This window comes from Streptomyces sp. NPDC060198, from assembly GCF_042728415.1.
GTDB lineage: Bacteria > Actinomycetota > Actinomycetes > Streptomycetales > Streptomycetaceae > Streptomyces.
The window spans coordinates 1-22,964 of the sequence record NZ_JBHWZJ010000048.1 but is presented as its reverse complement, the minus strand read 5'-3'; the positions used below and the strand labels follow the sequence as shown (position 1 = coordinate 22,964).

At 68.5% G+C, this 22,964-nt stretch carries 16 protein-coding genes and 1 pseudogene; 5 read left to right on the top strand and 12 right to left on the bottom strand.

Annotated elements, in window-relative coordinates; genetic code table 11:
- Positions 1-35: 35 nt before the first annotated feature.
- Positions 36-683, bottom strand: coding sequence for a TetR/AcrR family transcriptional regulator (locus ACFWEP_RS09665; protein ID WP_387368243.1), 648 nt, complete (start codon positions 681-683; stop codon positions 36-38).
- Between the two features lie 174 nt (positions 684-857).
- Here ACFWEP_RS09665 and ACFWEP_RS09660 point away from each other — a divergent pair, with 174 nt between their 5' ends.
- Positions 858-2,327, top strand: a complete 1,470-nt coding sequence (locus ACFWEP_RS09660; RefSeq protein WP_387368233.1) for an MFS transporter — start codon at positions 858-860, stop codon at positions 2,325-2,327.
- A gap of 48 nt (positions 2,328-2,375) precedes the next feature.
- Here ACFWEP_RS09660 and ACFWEP_RS09655 read toward each other — a convergent pair whose 3' ends face one another.
- The 3 genes from ACFWEP_RS09655 to lepA form a co-directional block, all read right to left on the bottom strand.
- Positions 2,376-4,481, bottom strand: coding sequence for a SpoIIE family protein phosphatase (locus tag ACFWEP_RS09655; RefSeq protein ID WP_387368231.1), 2,106 nt, complete (start codon positions 4,479-4,481; stop codon positions 2,376-2,378).
- Between the two features lie 303 nt (positions 4,482-4,784).
- Entirely contained in the window at positions 4,785-6,677 is a 1,893-nt protein-coding gene (locus tag ACFWEP_RS09650) for an AMP-dependent synthetase/ligase (protein WP_387368229.1), read from the bottom strand.
- Between the two features lie 406 nt (positions 6,678-7,083).
- Positions 7,084-8,958, bottom strand: a complete 1,875-nt coding sequence (lepA, locus tag ACFWEP_RS09645; protein WP_387368227.1) for a translation elongation factor 4 — start codon at positions 8,956-8,958, stop codon at positions 7,084-7,086.
- Positions 8,959-9,197: 239 nt separating this feature from the next.
- On the opposite strand from lepA, the gene rpsT reads away from it, so the two are divergent.
- The gene (rpsT, locus tag ACFWEP_RS09640; RefSeq protein WP_327175777.1) at positions 9,198-9,464 is read left to right on the top strand and encodes a 30S ribosomal protein S20; all 267 of its coding nucleotides are present in this window, start codon (positions 9,198-9,200) and stop codon (positions 9,462-9,464) included.
- 392 nt (positions 9,465-9,856) lie between these two features.
- On the opposite strand, the gene holA is transcribed toward rpsT, so the two are convergent.
- Entirely contained in the window at positions 9,857-10,843 is a 987-nt protein-coding gene (gene holA, locus ACFWEP_RS09635) for a DNA polymerase III subunit delta (RefSeq protein WP_387368225.1), read from the bottom strand.
- Positions 10,844-11,015: 172 nt separating this feature from the next.
- Between holA and ACFWEP_RS09630 the strand changes: the two genes are divergently transcribed.
- Positions 11,016-11,750, top strand: coding sequence for a dienelactone hydrolase family protein (locus ACFWEP_RS09630; RefSeq protein WP_387368222.1), 735 nt, complete (start codon positions 11,016-11,018; stop codon positions 11,748-11,750).
- 232 nt (positions 11,751-11,982) lie between these two features.
- Positions 11,983-12,228: a hypothetical protein gene (locus tag ACFWEP_RS09625; RefSeq protein ID WP_387368219.1), complete on the top strand. Its 246-nt coding sequence runs from the start codon at positions 11,983-11,985 to the stop codon at positions 12,226-12,228.
- Positions 12,229-12,328: 100 nt separating this feature from the next.
- Here the strand turns inward: ACFWEP_RS09625 and ACFWEP_RS09620 are convergent, their stop codons facing one another.
- Together ACFWEP_RS09620 and ACFWEP_RS09615 are read right to left on the bottom strand one after the other, a co-directional pair.
- Positions 12,329-13,213 (bottom strand): YceI family protein, encoded by an 885-nt coding sequence (locus ACFWEP_RS09620; RefSeq protein WP_387368216.1) that lies wholly within the window; start codon positions 13,211-13,213, stop codon positions 12,329-12,331.
- A gap of 353 nt (positions 13,214-13,566) precedes the next feature.
- Positions 13,567-13,815: pseudogene (locus tag ACFWEP_RS09615) on the bottom strand (ComEC/Rec2 family competence protein); the annotation flags it as partial.
- 168 nt (positions 13,816-13,983) lie between these two features.
- On the opposite strand from ACFWEP_RS09615, the gene ACFWEP_RS09610 reads away from it, so the two are divergent.
- Positions 13,984-15,315: a hypothetical protein gene (locus tag ACFWEP_RS09610; RefSeq protein ID WP_387368213.1), complete on the top strand. Its 1,332-nt coding sequence runs from the start codon at positions 13,984-13,986 to the stop codon at positions 15,313-15,315.
- A gap of 109 nt (positions 15,316-15,424) precedes the next feature.
- Here the strand turns inward: ACFWEP_RS09610 and ACFWEP_RS09605 are convergent, their stop codons facing one another.
- The 5 genes from ACFWEP_RS09605 to ACFWEP_RS09585 form a co-directional block, all read right to left on the bottom strand.
- A complete protein-coding gene (locus tag ACFWEP_RS09605) occupies positions 15,425-16,573 on the bottom strand; it encodes a hypothetical protein (protein ID WP_387368210.1) in 1,149 nt (382 codons plus the stop codon).
- Positions 16,574-16,639: 66 nt separating this feature from the next.
- A complete protein-coding gene (locus ACFWEP_RS09600; RefSeq protein ID WP_387368207.1) occupies positions 16,640-18,532 on the bottom strand; it encodes a TniQ family protein in 1,893 nt (630 codons plus the stop codon).
- Between the two features lie 16 nt (positions 18,533-18,548).
- On the bottom strand, positions 18,549-19,802 hold the full coding sequence (locus ACFWEP_RS09595; protein WP_387368204.1) for an AAA family ATPase: 1,254 nt from the start codon (positions 19,800-19,802) through the stop codon (positions 18,549-18,551).
- Entirely contained in the window at positions 19,799-22,060 is a 2,262-nt protein-coding gene (locus ACFWEP_RS09590) for a transposase (protein WP_387368201.1), read from the bottom strand. Before ACFWEP_RS09590 ends, ACFWEP_RS09595 begins: the two co-directional genes overlap by 4 nt.
- On the bottom strand, positions 22,057-22,964 hold a 908-nt coding region (locus ACFWEP_RS09585; protein ID WP_387368198.1), incomplete at its 5' end, for a TnsA-like heteromeric transposase endonuclease subunit. The genes ACFWEP_RS09585 and ACFWEP_RS09590, both read right to left, overlap by 4 nt.

Below are 22,964 nucleotides of genomic sequence, written 5' to 3'. Positions count from 1 at the left end.
CGCACGGGGGCAGGGCGCCGGAAGGGCGCCCCGCGTCAGGCCCGCGCCTGGAGGCGCAGGCCCGCCAGGCTCAGATCCAGCGCGGCGAGGAACTGCTCCTTGTCGTCGTGACCGTCGAACACCTCGACGATGTCGCGCACGAACGGGAACTCCTCGGCCGGGAGGGACCGCCACGTTTCGGCGAAGCGGCCGAGGAACTCGTCGCGGTCCACCGAACCGTCGAGCACCTCCGGGGGCGGCTCCTGCCCGATGTCGGCGGCGCTGCCGACCACCACGCTCACGATCGCCGACACGGCGTGGAACCGCTGTCGCGGGGTGAGGTCGAGCCGGAGCGTCTGCTCGCCCAGCATCTCGTAGAGCCGCAGCGAATTGCCCCGGACCACGGCGGTGCGCATGAAGTGCGCGCCCAGCCACGGCCGGTCCACGATCGCGTCGAACAGCTTGAGCGCCATCTCGCGCAGGTCGTCGATCGCGTCGTCGCTGCGCGGCTGCGCCTCGACGGCCGCCAGCACCCCGGTCAGTACGTGGTCGATGGCGCGGTCGAGCAGGTCCTGCTTGCCGGAGACGTACCAGTAGATGCTGCCGACGCCGGTCCCGAGCCGGGCGGCCAGGGCCCGCAGGGTCAGAGCCGGCTCGCCCGCCTCGTCGAGCAGATCCACGGCCGCGGACAGGACGGTCTCGATGGAGTGCGAGGCGCGCCGGCGTCCGCGTGCGGGGCGGTCGGCGGGTGGTGTTCGCGGGCCTGTCATGGGCCACATCCAATCACAGCTTGCTTCTTATCGAACGTGGTTCTATCTTGGAACAACGTTCGATGGAACGTCGTTCGATGTGGGCGGCGTTCCGAGGGGAGGCCCGTCATGACCACGACCGCCACCGCGCCGCCCGACGCGTCGCGCACCTATCCGTCCCTGCGAGCGGCCTGGATACCCCTGGCCGCGCTCTGCCTGGCCTTCTTCGTCGAGATGGTCGACAACACCCTGCTGTCCATCGCGCTGCCCACGATCGGTCGCGACCTCGGCAGCGGCACGACCGCGCTCCAGTGGGTCACCGGCGCATACTCCCTGACCTTCGGCGGGCTGCTGCTGACGGCGGGATCGATGGCCGACCGGCTCGGACGCCGCCGCGTGCTGCTGGTCGGCCTCGCGGTGTTCGGTCTGTTGAGCCTGGGCGTCGCCGCGGTCACCACCGCCGGGCAGCTCATCACCCTGCGGGCCGGTCTGGGCATCGCCGCGGCGGCCATGGCGCCGATCACGAACTCGCTGGTCTTCCGGCTGTTCGACGACAAGGCGCTGCGGATGCGCGCGATGACGCTGATGATCGTCGTCGGCATGTCCGGCTTCGTCCTCGGCCCCCTGCTGGGCGGCACCGCCCTGGCCCACGCGCGGTGGCAGTGGCTGCTGCTCGTCAACGCCCCGATCGCACTGATCGCGGCCGTCGGAGTCCGTCTCGGGGTCCCGGCCGACCGGCCCGAGGACCTCACCCGCGACAGGCTCGACCTGCCCGGCGCCGCGCTCAGCGTCACCACCATCGGCCTCGCCTGCTACGCGCTGACCAGCGGCGTCGAGCACGGCTGGCTCTCCGCGCCCACGCTCGCCTCGGTCCTCGGCGCCGTCGTCGCCGGCATCGCGTTCGTGACGCACGAGCGCCGCAGCCGCGCGCCCATGCTGGACCTCAAGCTCTTCGGCAACGGTGTGGTCCGCGGCGCGGCCATCGCGCAGATCGGCACCGCCATCGCGATGGCCGCCGTGATGTTCGGGCTGATCCTCCACTTCCAGTACGCGTACGGGTGGAGCCCCGTCCGGGCCGGGCTGGCGAACCTGCCGCTCATCGTGACCATGATCGTCGCGACCCCGCTGTCCGAGTGGCTGGCGAGCAGGTTCGGCCATCGCGTCGCCTGCCTGGTCGGCGCGGCCTGCCTGGCCGGTTCGCTGGCCGGCCTCTCCTGGGGCGTGAACCACGGGTACGGCGCCATCGCGGCCTGCATGGTCGTGATGACCGTCGGACTGCGCACCGTCATGACGATCTGCGCCATCGCGCTCGTCGACGCGATGCCCGCCAACCGCACGTCCATCGGCACGGCGCTCAACGACACCGCCCAGGAGGTCGGCACCAGCATCGGCACCGCCGTGGTCGGCACCCTGATCGCGGCGCTGGTCACCACCCAGCTGCCCGCGGGCACCTGGAGCGACGGCCTGGTGGCCTCGTTCTTCCACGGCGAGCGGATCACCTACGCCGTCCTGGCGGTCGTCGTCGGCCTGATCTCGGCAGTCGGCGCGCTCACCCTCACCGACTCCCGGGTCACCGAGGAGCACCCCGGTCAGGAGTGAGCCGCGCCCGGCCGGCGGCGTCACCCCGATGCTCCCTGCCGGGACCGCTCAGTCCGCGCGCAGTACCAGCAGCGCCACGTCGTCGTCCGGCGGGCGCTCGGAGAATCCGTGCACGGCCTGGCGGATGCACTCCGCGACCTCCCTCGCGCTCTGGCCCGCGCAGGGCGCGAGGGCGCGGGCGAGACCGTCGCCGTCGTCGAAGAGCGCGGAGCCGGAACGCCGTTCGGTGACCCCGTCGGTGACGCAGAGCAGGCTGTCGCCCGGTTCCAGGTCGAAGGTCTGGCTCTCGTACGCCACGTCCTCCACCACCCCGAGCAGCACCTGTGGCTCGGCGACCGGACGCACCGAGCCGTCCGGGCGCAGCAGCAGCGGCAGGGGGTGGCCGGCGCTGGCCACCGTGCAGCGGGCGCCGCCGTCGGGGAGCGGCACCACCTCGCCGTAGAGCAGGGAGAGGAAGCGGGACTGCCCGCCGTCCGTGAACTGCTGCCCGCCCGCTGCCGCGACCATCAGGGCGGCTGCCTCCGCGGCCTCCATGGCGTCGTCCAGCAGCAGCCGGTTGAGCCGGTCCAGGACCTCGCCCACGCCGAAACCCTCGCGGGACAGCAGCCGGAGCCAGGGCCGGGCCAGGCCGGTCACCACCGCGGCCTCGGGGCCGCTGCCCTGGACGTCGCCGAGGACGAAGCACCAGCGGCCCTGAGGGCACGGGAAGATGTCGTAGAAGTCGCCTCCGACCACGCCGTCGTCGCTGGGCTCGTAGACGAGGGCGCTGCTCATGCCGGGGATGTCGGCGACCTTGTTCGGCAGCAGTCCGCGCTGGAGGATGCGGCTGATGGTGGCCTGCCGGGTGTAGGCGCGGGCTGCCCCGACCGCCTGACCGAGGCGGCGTACGAAGTCCTCCACGACCCGGACCACGGCCTCGGGCATCTCGGCGCCGGACTCGCGGTCGCGGCCGACGAGCACGGTGCCGAGCGTGCGGCCCCCGGCCGTGATGCGGCAGGCGAGGGCGGCCCCGTCGTGGGCGCCCGGCTCCCGGCCGCCCGGCGGCCAGGGCAGCGGTACGGGTCCGGGGCCGACGCTGCCCGGCAGCCGGAAGGGTTCGTGTCCCAGCGCCCCGCCCAACGGCCCCGCGCCGGACTCGTCGCCGTGCCGTACGCGGGTGAGGCGGGGGGCGCCCGGGGCACCCGTGCCCTCCTCGTCCAGCCAGATCGCGCACCAGTCGACGAGCCGGGGGACGAGCATCCGGCCCGCTATCGTCGCCACGAGTTCCTCGTCCAGTTGCCCGGTGAGCAGGTCGGAGGCCTCGGCGAGGAAGGCGAGGGCACCCTGCGGGTCCCAGACACTGTCGTCGCGCGCCCCGGGCGGGGCTGCGGGGACCAAGAGGTCGGCGGAGGGCTGCGGGGGCACGTGGACGGGGTGTCCGGCGGCCGTCGTGGCCGAGGCCGAGCCCAGCCCGTGCTCGACGGGGGTGTCCGCGCGCGCTTGGGCGGAGGCGGCCCAGTCGTCCACGGGAAGCCGGGCCCAGACGGTCTTGTGCCCGGTGCGGTAGGTGATGCCCCAGGCGACGGAGAGCGCGGCGACGAGGTCGAGCCCGCGGCCGTATTCGGCCAGGCCGTACAGGTCCCCGGCCCGGGGCGGCGGGTCGGCGGGGGCCGCGGTGGTGGACCCGGCGGCGGCACGCGTACGAGCCGTGACGGGTGTGCCGGCGGTGGCGGCGGGCGGGGTGGGCGTGCCCGCCCCGGGGAGCGCCTTGACCGCGGTGGCCGGCTCCCGGTCTCCGGGCTCCTCCCCGGTCGCGCGGGCCGGGTGGTGGTCGGTGACCTCCAGGACCAGGGCCGCCGGCTCCTCGCCGGTCGCGTGTTCCAGGCGCACCAGCAGGTCGACCACGGTCCCGGCGTGCACCACGGCGTTGGTGACCAGCTCGCTGGTGACGTTCACCAAGTCGTCGGCGAGCCGGTCGCTGAACCCCACGGCGGCCGGCACTCCGAGCCCGGCCCACTCCGCGAGGACGGCCCGGACGAACCTGCGGGCGCCGGACGGGGACTGAGGTGTCGCGGGCAGGCTGGTCGTGCTGACGAGCGGGGGGTCACCCGCCCTGCCCGCGTCGGTGCCACCCGGCCGGTGAATGGTGGCCCGTTGCAGTGGAATTGGCCCCACGGTGCGGCTCCTCCGGATCTCGAAACGCCGCCGACAACGACAGAGTGACAGACCGGCCGTGCGCAGGCGCACGGAGTTACCGAACTGGGAGGATGAATACACGCCAACGCCGCGCGGGTCGCACGCCGGGGCGCACGGCGGGCGCATGACGTAGGGACCGGGGAGTGCGGAAAGGCGGCGGACGCAGACCGTGCGCCGCGCGCGGAGGCGGCAGCCCTGGACGGGGCCCGTACCGAGCGCGGCGCGAGAACACACGGCGGGGCGGCACGACCGTCGCCGTGCCGCCCCGCCCCGCGCCCGTCCTCAGGCTTCGCGCGTTCCCGCGTACATGTCCTCGATCAGCGCCTTGTACTCGCGTTCGACGACCGGCCGCTTCAGCTTGAGGCTGGGGGTCAGCTCACCGTGTTCGATGTCGAGGTCACGCGGGAGGAGGCGGAACTTCTTGATGGTCTGCCACCGCTGAAGTCCCGCGTTGAGCTCGTTGACGTAGCCCTCGATGAGCTTCACGGTCCGCGGGTCGGCCACCACATCGGCGTACGCCTTGCCGTCCAGGCCGTTCTCGGCGGCCCAGCCGAGGATCGCGGGCTCGTCCAGGGCGATGAGCGCGGTGCAGAAGTTCCGGTCCGCGCCGTGCACCAGGATGTTGGAGACGAAGGGGCAGACCGCCTTGAACTGACCCTCGACCTCGGCCGGCGCGACGTACTTGCCGCCCGAGGTCTTGATCAGGTCCTTCTTCCGGTCGGTGATGCTCAGGTAGCCGTCGACGGAGAGCTCACCGATGTCGCCGGTGTGCAGCCAGCCGTCGGACTCCAGCACCTCGGCCGACTTGTCCGGGAGCCGGTGGTAGCCCTGCATGATGCCGGGGCCGCGCAGCAGGACCTCGCCGTCGTCGGCGATGCGGACCTCGGTGCCCGGGAACGGCTTGCCGACCGTGCCGGTGCGGTAGGCCTCGCCCGGGTTGCAGAAGGAGGCCGCACTGGACTCGGTCAGCCCGTACCCCTCCAGGATGTGCACGCCCGCCCCGGCGAAGAAGAAGCCGATGTCCGGAGCGAGGGCGGCGGAGCCGGAGACGCAGGCGCGCAGCCGGCCGCCGAACGCCTCGCGGATCTTCGAGTAGACGAGGGCGTCGGCGGCCTTGTGCTTGGCGCCGAGGGCGAAGGGGACGGAGGCGGTGCCGGTACGGCGGAAGTTGTCCTGCGAGACCTTGGCGTACTCGCGGGCGACGCCCACGGCCCACTGGAAGATCTTGTACTTGGCCCCGCCACCGGCCCGGGCCTTGGCCGCGACACCGTTGTAGACCTTCTCGAAGATGCGCGGGACGGCCGCCATGTAGGTGGGCCGGACCACCGGGAGGTTCTCGATGATCTTGTCGACCCGGCCGTCGACGGCGGTGACGTGCCCCACCTCGATCTGGCCGGAGATCAGCACCTTGCCGAAGACGTGTGCGAGCGGCAGCCAGAGGTACTGGACGTCCTCGGTGGTCACCAGCCCGGTCGCCGGGATGGCCTTGGCCATGTAGGACCAGTTGTCGTGCGGCAGCCGCACACCCTTGGGCCGCCCGGTGGTGCCGGAGGTGTAGATCAGGGTGGCCAATTGGTCGGCGGTGATGGCCGACACCCGCTCCTCGACCGCTTCCGGGTGCTCCGCCAGGTGTGCGGCCCCCCGCGCCTCCAGCTCGGCGAGGGTCAGCAGCCAGCCCTCGGGGTCACCCTCGACCGGATCGGCCCCGGCCGGGTCGATGACGACGACGTGGGCGAGGTCGGGCAGCTCCGCGCGTGACTCGCGGGCCTTCGCCAGCTGGACCGCGTTCTCCGCGATCAGCACCCGGCTCTCGGAGTCGGCCAGGATGAAGGCGGACTCCTCGGTGTTGGTGGAGGGGTAGACCGTGGTCGTCGCGGCGCCGGCGCACATCACCCCCAGGTCGGCGAGAATCCACTCGACCCGGGTGGAGGACGCCAGGGCGACCCGCTCCTCGGGCTGCACACCGAGCGCGATCAGGCCCGCCGCGATGGCGTGGACCCGCTCGGCGGACTCGCCCCAGCTCAGCGACTTCCACTCGTCCGGACCCTCGCCCGTGGACGAGGGCACCGGGTAGCGGTACGCCTCGCCGTCCGGGGTGGCGGCCACCCGCTCGATGAAGAGGTTCGCCACGGAGGGCGGTCGGTTGTCGATCAGGGTCTGTGGTGTGTCGCTCACGACGTCCTCCGGGCCTGCGGCATCACTACGACCGGCCGCTTGGTGATCCTGCTGTCTCTGCTTGCTTCTCGTTCCCGCTCTGCGCGTGATCCTGATCCACCCGCGCGTCCTGCTCGTCCCGCTCGCTCGGCTGTTCCCGCCCTGTTCGACCGGCTCACCACCGGCTTGTTTAACTGGCGAGTAACTAGACGAGTCGTGATCAGGGTAAAGCTCGCCCGGGCCTCGCGTAAGAGGCCACGGGACGCCGGTTGATAACGAACGGGCCCCCGTCCTCCGCACTGTGCGGAGGAACAGGGGCCCGAACGTGTGACGCCTCGAACGCCTCACCCTCGCGCCCGGTGGAGGTGTCCACGGGCGCGGGGGATGGCCTACGGGGATGCCGCGGCGGGTTCGCCGCGGGGCGGGGCTACTTCTTGCCCTTGGCCTCGGCACCGGACTCGTCGGTGGACAGGACGGAGATGAACGCGTCCTGCGGCACCTCGACGTTGCCCACCATCTTCATCCGCTTCTTGCCTTCCTTCTGCTTCTCCAGCAGCTTCCGCTTACGGGAGATGTCACCGCCGTAGCACTTGGCGAGGACGTCCTTGCGGATGGCGCGGACGGTCTCACGGGCGATGACCCGGGAGCCGATGGCCGCCTGGATCGGCACCTCGAAGTTCTGCCGGGGGATCAGCTTCTGCAGCTTGGCGACGAGCCGGACGCCGTACGCGTACGCCTTGTCCTTGTGCGTGACGGCGGAGAACGCGTCGACCTTGTCGCCGTGCAGCAGGATGTCGACCTTGACGAGCTGCGCCGCCTCCTCGCCGGTGGGCTCGTAGTCGAGCGAGGCGTACCCGCGGGTCTTGGACTTCAGCTGGTCGAAGAAGTCGAAGACGATCTCGGCGAGCGGCAGGGTGTAGCGGATCTCCACCCGGTCCTCGGAGAGGTAGTCCATGCCGATCAGGGTGCCGCGCCGGTTCTGGCAGAGCTCCATGATCGCGCCGATGAACTCGCTGGGCGCGAGGACGGTGGCCCGGACGACCGGCTCGTGCACCGAGTCGATCTTGCCCTCGGGGAACTCGCTCGGGTTGGTGACGATGTGCTCGGTGCCGTCCTCCATCGTCACGCGGTACACCACGTTGGGTGCGGTGGCGATGAGATCGAGACCGAACTCGCGCTCCAGGCGCTCGCGGATCACGTCGAGGTGGAGCAGACCGAGGAAGCCCACGCGGAAGCCGAAGCCGAGAGCCGCGGAGGTCTCCGGCTCGTAGACCAGGGCCGCGTCGTTGAGCTGGAGCTTGTCCAGGGCCTCGCGAAGGTCCGGGTAGTCCGACCCGTCCAGCGGGTACAGCCCGGAGAACACCATCGGCTTGGGGTCCTTGTAGCCGCCCAGCGCCTCGGTCGCCCCGTTGTGGAGGGAGGTGATCGTGTCACCGACCTTGGACTGACGGACGTCCTTCACGCCGGTGATGAGGTAGCCGACCTCGCCCACGCCGAGACCGTCCGCCGGAGTCATCTCCGGGGAGGAGACACCGATCTCCAGCAGCTCGTGCGTGGCACCGGTCGACATCATCCGGATGCGCTCGCGCTTGTTGAGCTGGCCGTCGATCACACGGACGTAGGTGACGACACCCCGGTAGGAGTCGTAGACCGAGTCGAAGATCATCGCGCGGGCGGGGGCGTCGGCGACGCCCACGGGGGCCGGAACGTCCCGGACCACCCGGTCCAGCAGAGCCTCCACGCCGACGCCGGTCTTCGCGGAGACACGCAGGACGTCCTCCGGCTGGCAGCCGATGAGGTTCGCCAGCTCCTCGGAGAACTTCTCGGGCTGCGCCGCCGGAAGGTCGATCTTGTTCAGCACCGGAACGATGGTGAGGTCGTTCTCCATGGCCAGGTACAGGTTGGCCAGGGTCTGCGCCTCGATGCCCTGGGCCGCGTCGACCAGCAGGACCGTGCCCTCGCAGGCGGCGAGCGAACGCGACACCTCGTACGTGAAGTCCACGTGACCGGGGGTGTCGATCATGTTGAGGATGTGGGTGCTGCCCTTGCCCTCCGCCGTGGTGGGCGCCCACGGCAGACGGACCGCCTGGGACTTGATGGTGATGCCGCGCTCGCGCTCGATGTCCATCCGGTCGAGGTACTGAGCGCGCATCTGCCGCTGGTCGACCACGCCCGTCAGCTGGAGCATCCGGTCGGCAAGGGTCGACTTGCCGTGGTCGATGTGCGCGATGATGCAGAAGTTGCGGATCAGCGCCGGGTCGGTACGGCTCGGCGCGGGCACGTTGGTAGGAGTCGCGGGCACGCAGGGTCCTGATTCTTGAGACGCCGAACGCCGTGTCTCGGGTCGATGTCGGGTCGGTCGGATCTATACGTAGCTTCCATCGTCCCACGCCTGCGGGCCGGCGACGGGTTTGGGCCGGTAGGAGGGTGACTGGTAACGTGGTCAGCTGTGCCTCGTGGCTCCTCGGCCGACTCCTTCGACGACTCCCCGGAGTGGCGTGGCGCACTCAGAAGATCCAACGAACCTGAAAAGGCTCTCTCGTGGCGAACATCAAGTCCCAGATCAAGCGGAACAAGACCAACGAGAAGGCGCGCCTGCGTAACAAGGCCGTCAAGTCGTCGCTCAAGACCGCGATCCGCAAGGCCCGTGAGGCTGCCGTCGCCGGTGACGTCGAGAAGGCCACCACGGCCGCTCGCGACGCTTCCCGCGCGCTCGACAAGGCCGTCTCCAAGGGTGTCATCCACAAGAACGCCGCGGCCAACAAGAAGTCGGCCCTGGCCTCCAAGGTTGCCTCCCTCAGCGCCTGAGCACCCTGATGTGATCGCCGGAACGGACGCAGCGGGCCCTCTCTCCCGCTCCTGACCGGCACCCCGTGCCGCACACCGAACCTGCGTTCGCCACGCGGGTGCGGCACACAAAGCGTGAACGGAAAGGCCCCGTACGTCCCCTCCCCAGGGCGATGTACGGGGCCTTTCCGCGTGCGGTGGTGCGGGTTACCGCTCCTCCGTACGCGTGGGGTGCTCCGCTCGGGCGGGGGCGTTCCGTGGGGGGTGTTCAGTGTGGGGCGTTCCGTGGGGCGGGGGCTCGTGGGGGGGCGTTCCGTGGGGCGGGGGCTCGTGAGCGCGCCGGGACCTCCGACGAGCGTCTCGGGCTCCGAGGAGCGTCCCCGGACCCTGTGGCGAGTGTCTCGGGGCCGGGCTCAGCGGCCCGCGCGGGCCGCTCGTGCCACGGCGACGACCGCCTTCTCCAGGGCGTACTCCGGGTCGTCCCCGCCACCCTTGACACCCGCGTCGGCGGCTGCCACGGCCAGCGTCGCCGCCGCGATCCCGTCCGGGGTCCAGCCGCGCATCTGCTGGCGCACCCGGTCGATCTTCCACGGCGGCATGCCCAGTTCGCGGGCCAGGTCGGCGGGGCGCCCGCCCCGGGCCGAGGAGAGCTTGCCGATGGCCCGGACGCCTTGGGCGAGGGCGCTGGTGATGAGGACCGGGGCCACCCCCGTCGACAGCGACCAGCGCAGCGCCTCCAGCGCCTCGGCCGCCCGTCCTTCGACCGCCCGGTCCGCGACGGTGAACGAGGACGCCTCGGCGCGGCCCGTGTAGTACCGCCCGACGACGGCCTCGTCGATGGTGCCCTCCACGTCCGCGACCAGCTGTGAGACGGCGCTCGCCAGTTCCCGCAGATCGCTGCCGATGGAGTCCACGAGGGACTGGCACGCCTCCGGGGTGGCGGACCGGCCCAGCGCCCGGAACTCCGACCGTACGAAGGTGAGCCGCTCGGCCGGCTTCGTCGTCTTCGGGCAGGCGACCTCGCGCGCTCCGGCCTTGCGCGCCGCGTCCAGCAGGCCCTTGCCCTTGGCGCCTCCCGCATGGAGCAGCACCAGGGTGATCTCCTCCGCCGGGGAGTCGAGGTACGCCTTGACGTCCTTGACGGTGTCGGCGGAGAGGTCCTGGGAGTTGCGGACGATCACCACCTTCCGCTCGGCGAAGAGGGAAGGACTGGTCAGCTCGGCGAGCGTGCCGGGCTGCAACTGCTCCGAGGCGAGATCTCGGACGTCGGTGTCGGCGTCCGCGGCGCGGGCCGCCGCCACCACCTGCTGCACGGCGCGGTCGAGGAGGAGGTCCTCCTGGCCCACGGCCAGCGTGAGAGGGGCGAGCGGGTCGTCGGTTGAATTCCTTCTGGTGGCCATCGCCGTCCAGCATCCCACGCCCCACCGACAGCCATCGTCGGCCCGCCCGGTACGTGGCCGCGGCCGGGATGCGGGGCCGGGATCCGGACGCGGTACCGCCCGGGAAACACCGTTCTGCCCGTGGGAAAACGCCGTTCCCCCGGCCCCGGAGCCCCCACTACCGTCCAGCCGTATGACGAACCGAACGACGGTGACGACTCACTCGGTCGAATACCCCGCCGACGGCCTGACGATGGTCGGCCGCCTCGCGCTCCCGGGAGGCACGGGCCCTCGGCCGGCCGTCCTGATCGGGCCCGAGGGGCCGGGGCTGAGCGACTTCCAGCGCCGCCGCGCCGACGCCCTGGCCGAGCGGGGTTACGTGGCACTGGCCTTCGACATCAACGGCGGGCGCTGGTTCACCGACCCGCAGGAAATGCTCGCCCACGTGACCCCACTGCTCGCCGATCCCGACCGGATGAGGAGGATCGGCCACGCGGCACTGGACGTCCTGCGCTCCGAACCCAGGACCGACCCGGACCGGATCGCTGCCATCGGTTACGGCACCGGGGGCGCGATCGCGCTGGAACTCGGCCGTGACGGCGTGGACCTGCGCGGAATCGGGACGGTCAACGCGCTGACCACGGGCCGACCGGGCGAGGCGGCGCGCATCCGCTGCCCCGTGTGGGCCGGGGTCGGGTCCCAGGATCCGATCATGCCGAGCGCGCGACGGGACGCGTTCGCCGCCGAGATGCAGGCCGCGGGCGTCGACTGGCGCTTGGTGGTCTACGGAGGCGCCCTGCACGCCTTTCACCATCCGACGGTCGACCAAGCCGTACTCCCCGGCGTCGGCCACCACCCGGTGCACGCACGGCGGGCCTGGCGCGACATCCTCGCTCTGCTCGACGAGTGGGTGCCCGTGACGGAGTGATCGGGCGGACGGATTCCACGGGCTGTCGGCCGGACCGGAACGGGTGCCGGACGGACTCCACGGGCCGTCGGCCGGACCGGAACAGGTGCCGGACGGACTCCACGGGCCGTCGGCCGGACCGGAACAGGTGCCGGACGGACTCCACGGGCCGTCGGCCGGACCGGAACGGGTGCCCGCGAGCCCGCACCCACCGTGGTCCGGCCCACGGTCGTACCCGGGTGAGAATGAGCGGGTGAGCGATGTGAGACATGTACTGGTGCTACCCGACCGTGACGCCGCCCAGGAGGTGGCGGAGGAACTCCCCGACCGCTTCGCCGTCGGGGAGGAACCGCAGCTTCTGAGGGACGCGCTCGCCGGTGAGGACGACGCCGAGGACGCCCAGTGGCTCGTGGTCGTGGAAGACCCGGACGGGCTGCTCGACGCCGCCGCCCTCGACGCGTTCGCGGCGGAGTACGAAGGCTGGCTGGAGACCCCGTAGGCAGGCGCTGCCGACCGGCTCCCGGACGGCAGGGAGCGCCGCGGCCCGGAGGCCGGCTCCCGGGAGCCCTGAAGCCCTGCCGCCCGGGAGCCCTGCCGGGTCAGCTCTTCTGGACGATCTGGATGTCCATCTCGATGGCGATGCTGGAGCCGACGACCGCGATCCCCTTGGCCAGCATCGTCTGCCAGGTGAGGGTGAAGTCTTCGCGGTGCAGTTCGGTGGTGGCCCGGCAGGCGGCCCGCGCCTCGCCCTCCAGCCCGTTGCCGAGACCGAGGTACTGGGTCTCCAGCGTCACCGTGCGGCTGACGCCGTGCAGGGTGAGCGCGCCGGTGACGGCCCACCGGGTCCCGCCGCGGTGCACGAAGCGCTCGCTGTAGAACTCCAGCGTCGGGTAGCGGCCGACGTCCAGGAAGTCACCCGAGCGCAGGTGGTCGTCGCGCATCTGGACGTTGGTGTCGATCGAGGCGGCGTCGATGATGACATGCATCGCCGAGTCCTCCATGTGCTCCGCGATGCGGATGGCACCGGCGAAGGTGTTGAACCTGCCGTGGACGCGCGCCATGCCGATGTGCCGGGCCACGAAGCCGATCTGACTGTGGGTCGGCTCTATCTCCCAGTCGCCGGGGGTGGGGAGCTGCGGAGGCTGCGCCAGCTGGAGCTGTACGTCGCCGAGGTTCGCGTGCCCGTTCTCGGTCACCGTGACCGGACCGTGGAAGGGCGTGAATCCCTCGGAGGTGACACCCAGGCGGTACTCCCCCGCCGGGACCGCGGCAAGGACCCTCCCGTACGGGTCGGTGTCGCCGCCGAAGACCCTGCGGCCCGAAGCGTCCGTGACGACGAACTCGGCCTGCAGCACGGGCTGGTCGACCGGGTCCAGCACCCGGCAGCTGATCATGCCCGCGGACTGCGGCACGGTGACACCGGCGAGGGCGCCGCCGGAAGCGGGTCCCGACTGTCCATTGCTGCGAAACAAACGGCCGAACATGCTGCACTCCTGGGGCGATCGGATCACCTGGGGCCCCTGCGTCTGTACGTCGCTGTCGGAGCAGCGGCCCGCCGACGAAAATGCATTCGATCACTCTTGCCGCGTTCGAGGCAAACAGAGCCGCTCATGCGGGGATGAAGGGAGCTGTCACGGGCTGCTACCGAAGATCCTTATTGACGCGACCTCTCATAGATTGATCCGTATTGCGGACCGCCCCCGCCCCCGACCGGCCACGCCTGAGGCGGACCGACCGCACCTACCGGTCCCGGTAGGCGTCCCGGTAGCCGGTCCCGGTAGCCCGTCCAGGTGGGCGGCAGCGGTACGGGGCACCAGTGCGCACGGCCCCCGAGCCCCTACCGGCGGCCCACCACCCGTAGTCCCGCTCCCGCGCCGCTCACGGCGATCGCCCCGTCCGCGTCCGTACGCAGGACCTTCGCGCCTCCCGCCGTCAGTGCCGCCACGGTGCGCGGGGCAGGGTGCCCGTACGGGTTCCCGGCGCCGCAGGAGATGAGCGCGAGCCTCGGTCGCAGCCGGCGCATCAGCCCCGGGTCCTGGAACCCGGAGCCATGGTGCGCGACCTTGAGAACGTCCACGGCGGAGAGCTCGGGATGCGCGCGCATCAGTGAGAATTTCAGCGGCATCTGGCACTTTTCAGGGATGGTTGGCACCCTGCCTGGCTCCTGATCGACAAATGCGAACACAATCCATCAAAATCCATCAACCCTTCGGAGACCTTCACGCCGGAGGGAGCACTGGTCCAGAATCAGGCTATGACTCTCGGGATAAATCCACCTTCCCTGAAACCCATTTACGCGTTTAATGCCCCAAACGAGCCTCTTGAGCTCTATTCAGGGACCCTAACGGCTTCAGAGGGTGCCGTGCCTGTCACTGTCGACGGAGTTATCAAATGGGCATGGCTCCCCACACCAAGGGTCACCTATTCATTTACCACTGATGACCCCAAGACGGACGGGTGGAACCTCGGTGGTGATGTCGAGGTGTCAGTCCCCGCCAGCGAGCCGCTCCTCACCGGTGGCACTGGATCGGCCGCCAAGGAGGACACCTCGAGCGTATGGGCCCTTTCCATGGATGGCTGGCTCAAACACACCACACGCGGAGATAGTTCCGACATACGTCGGGTTACTTTCCTTCTGCCCAACGTTCCGCAGGTCAACGGGACCTGGATCCAAGGGAACAGCCATAGCTGGAATGGCCGCTGGTCCCTAGACGCCGGAGATTGGCAGTTCACTATCGACGAGCGTCAGGACAGGATTCCCGTTCGTAAGACCCTGCGCCACTCCGGCGGGTACGCATTCACCCACGTCGGAGAGTTCACTCGCAAAGATGGTGCAGCAATCCCCGAAGATGAGATATCAAATGTCCTCCACCTTCTGCGGTGCATCTTCAGTTTCTCCTTCGGGCGCGCAACTTCCCCGGCACTAGCGTCAGGGTATGACTCTAGCAATTCCCTTGCATGGTTGGACTGGAGGGTTTTCCATATCGCCCCATGGACGCCGGCATCCGAGGTCATCGACGAAACGGGGATTGCTGACCTCAAGCAGATTTTCGCCGGTTTTGGCAGCCTGTGGTCAGACCCATTCGAACGCGATTTGCTATCTAACGCCATCAGCTACTTTCTCCAGTGCAATGAAATGAACCCTTTGCCCTTGGCGACATCTGCAGGACAGGCGGGGCTTGAGCTCTTGGCGTACGAAAGACTCGTCGAGGAGCAGCAGACCTTCACGCCTGCACAATACAAGAATAAAGCAGCACACGAAAACATTTCCACATTGCTTGCCACTTACAACGTCGCGGACTCAATCCCGTCAGAGCTTGCGCGTTTGACCAGGGCTGCCGCCTCTGCCCATCCTCAGTGCGGAACAGGCCCCGAGATCATCACTCGCATGAGGAACGGAGTTATCCATCCATCACGCAAGAAGCCAAAATTTAGCACCGAGGAGTGGCTTGAATGCTGGCAACTAGTCAGCTCGTATCTGATCTTGTCCATTTTGGGGCGCGTATCGTTCAAGGGTAGCTATCGGGATCCGGTAGACCCCATCAAACATGTCGGCTCTGTGACCAAGGTCCCTTGGGCTCCGTAAAGTGATATCGGGCCACCGCTGAGGGATTCGGCGTGCAATCGGTACCTTTCGGCGGGGGTCGGCTTCAGTCGTCACATGCTCAATACACTGGCCGGCTTGATTCCCTCCGTCAAGAATTACTTCCCCAGAATCGACCTTCGAGGTCGCGGAAGAAATGACGGATAAAATTGAGATCTTCACGAGCTTCCAGTATTTCTTTTCCGCCGAATCGGAAGACCTCGTACCCTTTAAGCCTCAGTGCACGGTCATCTGCCACCATCTTCGAGTAAAGGTCGGCCGCAACCTCCCATTTATCTGACCCTTTTGGGACTTCCCGTGCGTAGTGATGTTTTCCATCCACCTCAATCACGATCCGCACCCCTCCAGGCAGTAGCATGAGAAAGTCTTTGCGTTCATGGTCGAGCGTGCGAGGCTTCTTCAGAATTTGCCGCTGCCGCTCGGTGAGCGGGTCGAAGTGGACGTAGACCTGAGGGAGGAGTGCTGGCTGCAACATTCCGTCCGGCTCCGCATAGCGGCCGGCAAAGGCATAGAAGAGGTAGCGCTCGGCATCGGAGTCCAAGGACCTCTTTAACCGGTCGTGCAACGACCGCGCCACGGTTTGGTCATTGACACCCGGCATCTTGTTCTGCTCGCGCCACCAACCAACCAGTTCGCCCCAGGTCAGTCCGTTATCTGTCAACGAACGGTCATAGACTAGGCAAGTGTCCGCGTTCTCAACGATTTCGATCGCGCCGTCGATCAGCTCACTCAAGACGATCCTGGGCTTGTAACCGGTGGAGGCGAAGACAATGTTCTTGAGAGTGCCGTCAACGCCTCGCAGGCCGTCCAAGCGTTCACTGGTCACCTCTAGCTCATCCAGCCTGGCCCGAATCGGCTCGAATAGCTCCGCTAGAAAGGTGCGGCGCTTCGCGTAACCACCACCCCCACCCATTCCCTTATCGATCCAGAATTGACGAAATCCAGCCTGACTGCGAAAAGGCGGGTTGAATTCGATTCCATGCCGCCGCAGTACTGCCTTTAGGCAGCGCAGAACCTCTTCGCTTCCTTCATCATCCAGTCGTTCGACACCGCCGGTTCCGAACAACTCCAGCGCTGCGTAAACGAATCGAACGAGCCCTTGAGCGGCCTCTAGGTCCGACACGCCTTCGAGCGGGCCTGATCTCAGCGCTGTCGTAAGTTCGGTGTTTAGGATCTCTCGTGTCATCGGCACGCCGCAGAAGTCTTGTTGCACCGGGACCAGGAAGTCGCTCGCCTTCATAGCGTCAGGCTACTCATGTCAGCTGACATCCCCAAGGCCGCGAGAGGATGCCCCAGTTGACCTGGCTCAGGTCCAGGGGCTGTCGTCGCTGGATGGCGTCTCACCGCGGTCGATGATGGGGATCAGGTAGGCAGCGTACTCGCGGACCGCTGTGATCAACATGTTGTCGGTGGGTCTTGTAGTGCGGTGTCGCATGCGGGCCCAGACCGCGTCGACGCTCATCCGCCACTTCTTCTGAGTCTTCTGGTCTTGTTGATCGCAGATGGGGGTCGGTGCGAAGACGTGCTCGCTCTGGGTCACGAGAGCCCAGAGGATGACGGATCCGATGTTCCTCTTTCGGTCGGTCAGGTCTTTGGCGAAGCCCCCTCCTGGAGCGTATCCTCCGCCTGGAACGGCGATCCGGGTCTTGATCTCCTGCCATGGTTCAGGGCCGATGCACCATTTCGCCAGCGCCTTCCGTCGCCCTTCGTAGTCGATGAGGTCTTCTCTGGCGTCGAGTTCGGCTGCGAGGTCGCGGATGGCGGCCTCGAACTCGAGAGGGTTCGGGCGGTTTCGGGCCCATCGGTGAACTCTTTTGGGGCTGTCGGCGATCCTGGCTGCGATCGCAGGGTCGCCAAGATGGAGGCCCATCCGGTCGGCCGCTTTCTGGATCGATCCTCCGGAAGCTGTCTGGCTGAGTCTCAAGGCGACGGTGCGTCTCAGGTGGACGGCCGCGATCCCTTCCATGTGGGCGAAATATCGCTGATACCAATCCTCCTCCAGGAATTGCGGGATGTGCTCGGGGTGGAAACGTGTTGCCCGGACCGGTCTTTTCAGGTTCCTGGCGAGGTTCCCCTTGGCATAGGTCTCGACTACTGACGAGACCGCGTGGAGGAAGCCTTCCGAGCAGTCGGGACGGGTTTCGAGGAAGGCCCGGATCCACCCGACCTTGGATGGCCGGCAGTCAGCAGTCGTCAGAATCCTCAGCTGGTTCGCGAAGGTGTCCGGGTCGGCTGACCTGAGCAGGCGGTCCGCGGCCAGGAGAAGGGCCGCATGCGGTCGCGCCGCCAGCTGGGGTGTGTCGCTGACCGTCCGGAAGAACTTCGAGCGGGAGAGGTTCCCTGCGCTGTCGACGACACCTGCCTCCAGCGAGGCAACGAGTTCTGGATCGTTCAGCAGGTGTCGGGAGTTCGGCCAGGATGTCCGCAGAAGGTGGCAGGCCGACCTGAGGTCGTTGAAATAGTGGGCCGGGCTTGTCTCGTGGCCGATGACTCTGACCGTCTCAGGACCGTGCGGGTCGAGGATTTCCAGCAGATTTTTCTGGAACTCCCGGTATTTGCGATCCAGTTTGTGGAACGGAGCGGAGTTTTCATCCAGGCGGTGCCCGCATGGTCCATCGATGAAGGCCCTGCATTGCGCGGGGTGCAGAACGTCTTCCCGCCAGCGTGGAAGGCGTTTGCTTCCGTGGTGTGTCGCGGTGTGGAGGACCAGCGATTTGCAGGCGGGGCAGGCGTGTTCGAGGAAGCGTCCGTGTTCCAGGCAGGCGAAGACGGGTGGCAGGCGCCAGGAGATCTTCCATGCTCCCCCGAAAGCCCGCTCCAGGGGGCTGTCCTGGCGGGCCAGGCACTGGGGGCAGTAGCGGGTGGAGTGCAGGAACAGCCAGCGGTGGTGCTGGTTCGCGCCGTTGCGGCCGGTCGTCGAGGGTTGTGCGGGCGGGAAGCGGCTGCCGTGGTTGTCCAGCAGCATGGCGTCGACCTCGGCGACCGTGGCCTTGATCATTGCGGCGAAGTGCTGCCTACGCTCGGCGGGCAGGCCGATGAGATGCGGCACTGGGACAGCCGCCTGGTCCGGACGGTCGGCCAGGCCAGTGCGGACGGCCAGTTCGACCGGCGAGGTGTCCAGCCGGAAGGCCAGCCGGAGGAGGAACCCGGGCAAGGATTCGTCCTGCAGCGGCGGAAGGCTTCGCGCGAGGGGCCGCAACGGGGGCAATTCTGGCTCACCTCCGGCCCGCGGTCACGGGGACGCCCTTGTCGTCAAAGACGGTGTTGCGAGGCCTGCGACCCTGAGCCGCCTTCTTCGACGGGAGAGCCGGCGGGACCTCGCCCTCTTCTCCGGCAGCCCAGTCGCGCTTGGGGTGCTGGGTGCGGATCACCACACCGTCCAGCAGTTCTTCGGTGATCTCCTCGATGCCCGTGTCCATGGCCAGCGAGGCGCCGTCCTCGATCAGCCGCTCGATCAGGCCGACGACGCCGCCAGTGCGGCGGTAGATGTACTCGGGCATGTCGCCGCCTGTCAGCATGCCCTCGCGGACGTTGAACAGCCTGAGCTCGCCCTCCAGGCCGGCGAGGTGGTCGACGAAGTCGGAGATGTCGTCGGCCGTGTCATAGCTGAATGGCCGCAGGTCGACGAGGTCGAACCGCCTGGCGGTCTGGGTGGAAGCCTCGTCCTTGAAGTCCTCGCCCCCCGGCTCGGGAAACTCCCATTGGCCGGTCTTGGGGTCCTGCCAGCCCCCTTTGAGTAGACCGGAGTCAGGGATGCCGACACCGATCAGGACCAAGGTGACGCGCATGCTCATCAGGGCCCTGATCAGGTCGAGGGTGTCCTGGTCGTCCTTGCGATGCATGCGCAGGCGGGTGATGTCGTCGAGGATCAGGACGCGGGTGCGATGGTCCCGCAGGGATGCACGGACCTGTCTGACGAGCTGGGTCAAGGTCAGCTTAGGGTCGCTGGGCCCGAAGAAATCCAAAATGGCCTGGCAGGTCGACTTTGGTGTCGCGGTGACAGGTGTCTGAACGTAGGCGACGGTGGCCCGAAGGTCACGGGCGCCGGGCAGTTCGGGGACGTCCACGAACTCCTCGAGCCCCAGCCAGAGGTCCTCGAAGGCGGCTGCGGCTTCGGCAGCGGTTTCCGTCTTGCCCTGGTTGCCGCCTCCGTTGATCATGAGGCCGGGCCGCGTGGTCGGCTTCCGCTTCATCGAGTTGCTCAGCAACCGGTTCCTCATCAGCTCGGAGACGACCTGGCTCATCGGAGTGTCCAGCAGCGGCAGGTTGGCGTGGGTGGCCCGGCGGTGAAGGTCGTGGATGGCCTTGTCGCGCTTGGTCTTGCTGTCATAGACGGCGCGGGAAATGCGGGGTGCGGGGACGAACTCGTGCCGTGTCTTCCGCCAGGTCGTCCAGCCCTCGGCGGTCTCCCGGTCCGGGACCTCGCCCGGCAGAATGAACCTCAGGGAGGCAGCGGCCTCATCGTTCACTCTTCTTCTCCTCGTCCCATCTCGTCGTCGTCGCGGAGAAGATCCGCGTCAGCGTCATCCGTGTCGTCCGCGGCCAGCAGGGCATTCGCCCTGCAGCGTGACCCCTCTCCGAGCCGGCGGGGAGCCCGGGGCGGCTGCAGGACGGCGGCCTCGCGCCGGCTGCGGCGCTCGGCGTCCACCGCCTCGTCCACTCGGACCGGCCTGATGGGCCGGCTGCCGACAGCGCCGCCAGCCGTGCCGGAGGCCGGCCGGTCCGCTGCTGCCGCCTTCACCTGGGCAGACTCACGGGCCCGTTCACTGCGCTGGGCCTTGGTCAGCTGTCCCGGCCACTGCTCGGCCTTGACGTGGGCGGACAACAACTCCAGCAGCAGCGGCAGCAGTTCACTGTCCGTGCGGGGCTTGAGACCGGCCTGCTTCGCGGCTGTCAGCAGTTCGCGTACGCGTGCGTCGGTGAACGCGGGGATCTCGCCCGCAGGCGGCATGCCCGTCCACCGCAGTTCGTGCCACTCGTGCGTGCGGGGGTCCTGGAAGAACGCGAACCGGGCGTCGCGCGGGTCGCGGTGCACCGTCCAGCGGTCCTTGTGCCTTCCGCCGCGACCCGATCCTTCATCGTCGCGATAGGGGTCCAGGGCCCGGCCGTCATACCAAAGCCCGCGGATCTTCACCCCCTTCTTGCCCTGGATGATGACCTGGTGCCGGGGCAGCAGCTGGTAGTAGAGGCTCGGCGAGGGAATCTCCAGAGCCCACCCGCCCTGGGCCATGGAGGCGACGAACAGCGTGTTCGGGCTGTGGTCGCCGACCGGGTCCCAGCAGGGGGCGTATTCGCCCATGCGCCGGTTTTGCCACACTTTGACGATCCAGGTCGCCAGCAGGTGCTCCATCTGGTCGACGGTGAGGACCGCGTCGCCCTCGACGTCGGCGCCGCGGTCGGCGGTGTCGACGCCGGTGTAGCCGGGGAGGTACTCGAACAGCATCGAGCGGGCGGCTCCGAAGGCCCGCTCGACCGCCTGCTTGTCGGTCGGCCGCAGCACCCTCGCCGGCAGCACCTTCACTCCCAGCACGTGCTGGGCCTGCACGAGGTGATGGTTGCGGTAAACACTGCCGTGATCGGTGGTGACCGTCTCCGGCAGAAAGAACGGCAGCCCCGCTACCTCGTGACCGGCGAACTCCGCGACCAGGGCCGCGGGGACGCCGGGATAGGGCCATTCCATGTCCTCGCCCCAGTCGGCCCGCATCGGCAGCGGCATCGTCACGTCCCGCAGCAGCATCGCGACGTCGGTCGAAGTATCCGAGACGAGCGTGAGGCGGAACCCGACCAGCGAGTGCGTGTAAACACAGATGGCCAAGGTGAGATAGACGGTGACCGGGTCATCGAACACCGTCTCCCGCAGCATCACCGGCAGCACCGTGGTGTCCAGAGCGACGACCTGCCCCGGCCGTTCGACGATCACGTGCTCGCCCGTGGTCTCCAGCAATGCGGAGCGGGCATAGCGCTGACGTGCTCGGCCCGTGCCAAACCACTCCTGCCAGACCACCCGCAAGGTCCCGTAGCTCGGAATCTTCTCGGCGGCCTCCTCACCGAACGTCTCCGAGACGTACTGGTGGATCAGACCGACCCTGGTCCGCATGTTGATCTTCGACCGGTGCAGCGTCTCCTGCCGGACGGCGAGGATCGCCTTGCGGACCTCGTCGGTGATGCTCGGATGCCCGCGCGAAACCGGGGTCCAGCGGTCGTCGGCGCCTCCCATCACGACGTCGACCCGCCGCTTGGACTCCCACCGGGTCAGCGTCCTGTAGCTCACCTGCGACAGGCCCAGCATCTTCGCGTGGTCCGGATCAAGGGCCTGAAGTTCGGCGACCTTAGCCCGGCGCCGCTGGGTCACCGTGGTGCGGTCCGGATCGTACTCAGGCCGCGGCTCACCCGGCTGGGGCTGAAGCGGATCACCGCCGCGGTATCCCGTCTCAACCTCCAGCAGGTGGCCTCGTCGGATCTTCAGCAACTTCCGCTGGTGGTCGGTGAGATCGTCTTCGGTCTTCGGCTGCAGATGCCGTCCCGACGTTGTCGCCACCGTCGAGCGCCGGCACCGAGGGTGGTGGGCGAGCATCCGGAACGACACCGTCTGCCGCGTCCCCGTCGGGGACGTCAACAGCACCCGGCCGTACTGCGGTTCGACGAGATCCACCTGCCACTGCTCGTCGTCCAGGATCAGGCTCTCGCCGACCGCCAGTTCCAGCAGCCCTGCCGCCTGCCCGCTCATCGAACCGCCTCCGGCGCGACGCGAAGGACGCTGCTGTCCCGGAAGGGCGCCGTCAGATCGACGCCCAACTCCCGGTGCCAGAGCAGATGCAAGATCACCGGCCGTGCCAGGGCCGGGAACTCGTAGGTGTCCGCCAGCCCGCGGAACGTGATCGGCTCCGAAACAGCCTGGGCGGCCCGGGCCGCCTGCAACATCATCGGCTTCAGACCCAACCGGTCCTGCATCGGACGGCGCCGGGAGTAGAACAGGTCGACGTTTCTCCAGGTCAACGGCCTCCAGCCCGTGACCACGGCGTAGCCCCACCCCAGCATCAGCGCGACCTCGGACGTAGCCGCGAACTTCATCAGGTCATCGTCATCCATCCGTCCCGCGGGACGGATATCCACCAACCACCGCCCGCGATCGGAGAGCAGAAGGAAATCGGGAATGTGTTCCCGCCGGCCGCCCTCTCCCTCGAAGTTCAGCAGGAACGGCTGCGACAGCGCTTCCCGCGTGTCGCCGGCGAAGTCCGCCATCATGACGAACTGGTCCTCACGATGGGACTCAAAAGCATGCTGGCGCCCGGTCGAGACCATCGGTTCCAGCCCTGGGCGGTGAAACTGCCGTGTTCGCCAGGTGAAACCCCGCCAGGGGACACAACCGGCCAGCGGCACCGAGTTCAACCCGTCAACCGGGCCGGCCCGCTTCCCCGTGCCGAACTTCCACGTCGCCGACCATCGCGTCGACCAGCCCGGAGCGAGGTTCAGCATCCCCCGGCCCACGGCCAGATCCCTTTCACCGCAGATGAGGGCCAGCTCCTCCCAACCGCACGCATCCGACCAGAGCGGACCGGCCACCCTGCCTTCAAGTACGCGCGAGCCGATGGACCCCTCCGCGCTTGTCTGCTGCTCCATGAGAGCAGCAG

Excerpts from the sequence above, each read along its gene's own strand:
- ACFWEP_RS09620 (WP_387368216.1), bottom strand. The coding sequence starts at position 13,213 with ATGTTCGGCCGTTTGTTTCGCAGCAATGGACAGTCGGGACCCGCTTCC.
- ACFWEP_RS09590 (WP_387368201.1), bottom strand. The coding sequence starts at position 22,060 with ATGAGCGGGCAGGCGGCAGGGCTGCTGGAACTGGCGGTCGGCGAGAGC.
- holA (WP_387368225.1), bottom strand. The coding sequence starts at position 10,843 with ATGGCCACCAGAAGGAATTCAACCGACGACCCGCTCGCCCCTCTCACG.
- ACFWEP_RS09660 (WP_387368233.1), top strand. The coding sequence starts at position 858 with ATGACCACGACCGCCACCGCGCCGCCCGACGCGTCGCGCACCTATCCG.
- ACFWEP_RS09630 (WP_387368222.1), top strand. The coding sequence starts at position 11,016 with ATGACGAACCGAACGACGGTGACGACTCACTCGGTCGAATACCCCGCC.
- ACFWEP_RS09605 (WP_387368210.1), bottom strand. The coding sequence starts at position 16,573 with ATGAAGGCGAGCGACTTCCTGGTCCCGGTGCAACAAGACTTCTGCGGC.
- ACFWEP_RS09610 (WP_387368213.1), top strand. The coding sequence starts at position 13,984 with ATGACTCTCGGGATAAATCCACCTTCCCTGAAACCCATTTACGCGTTT.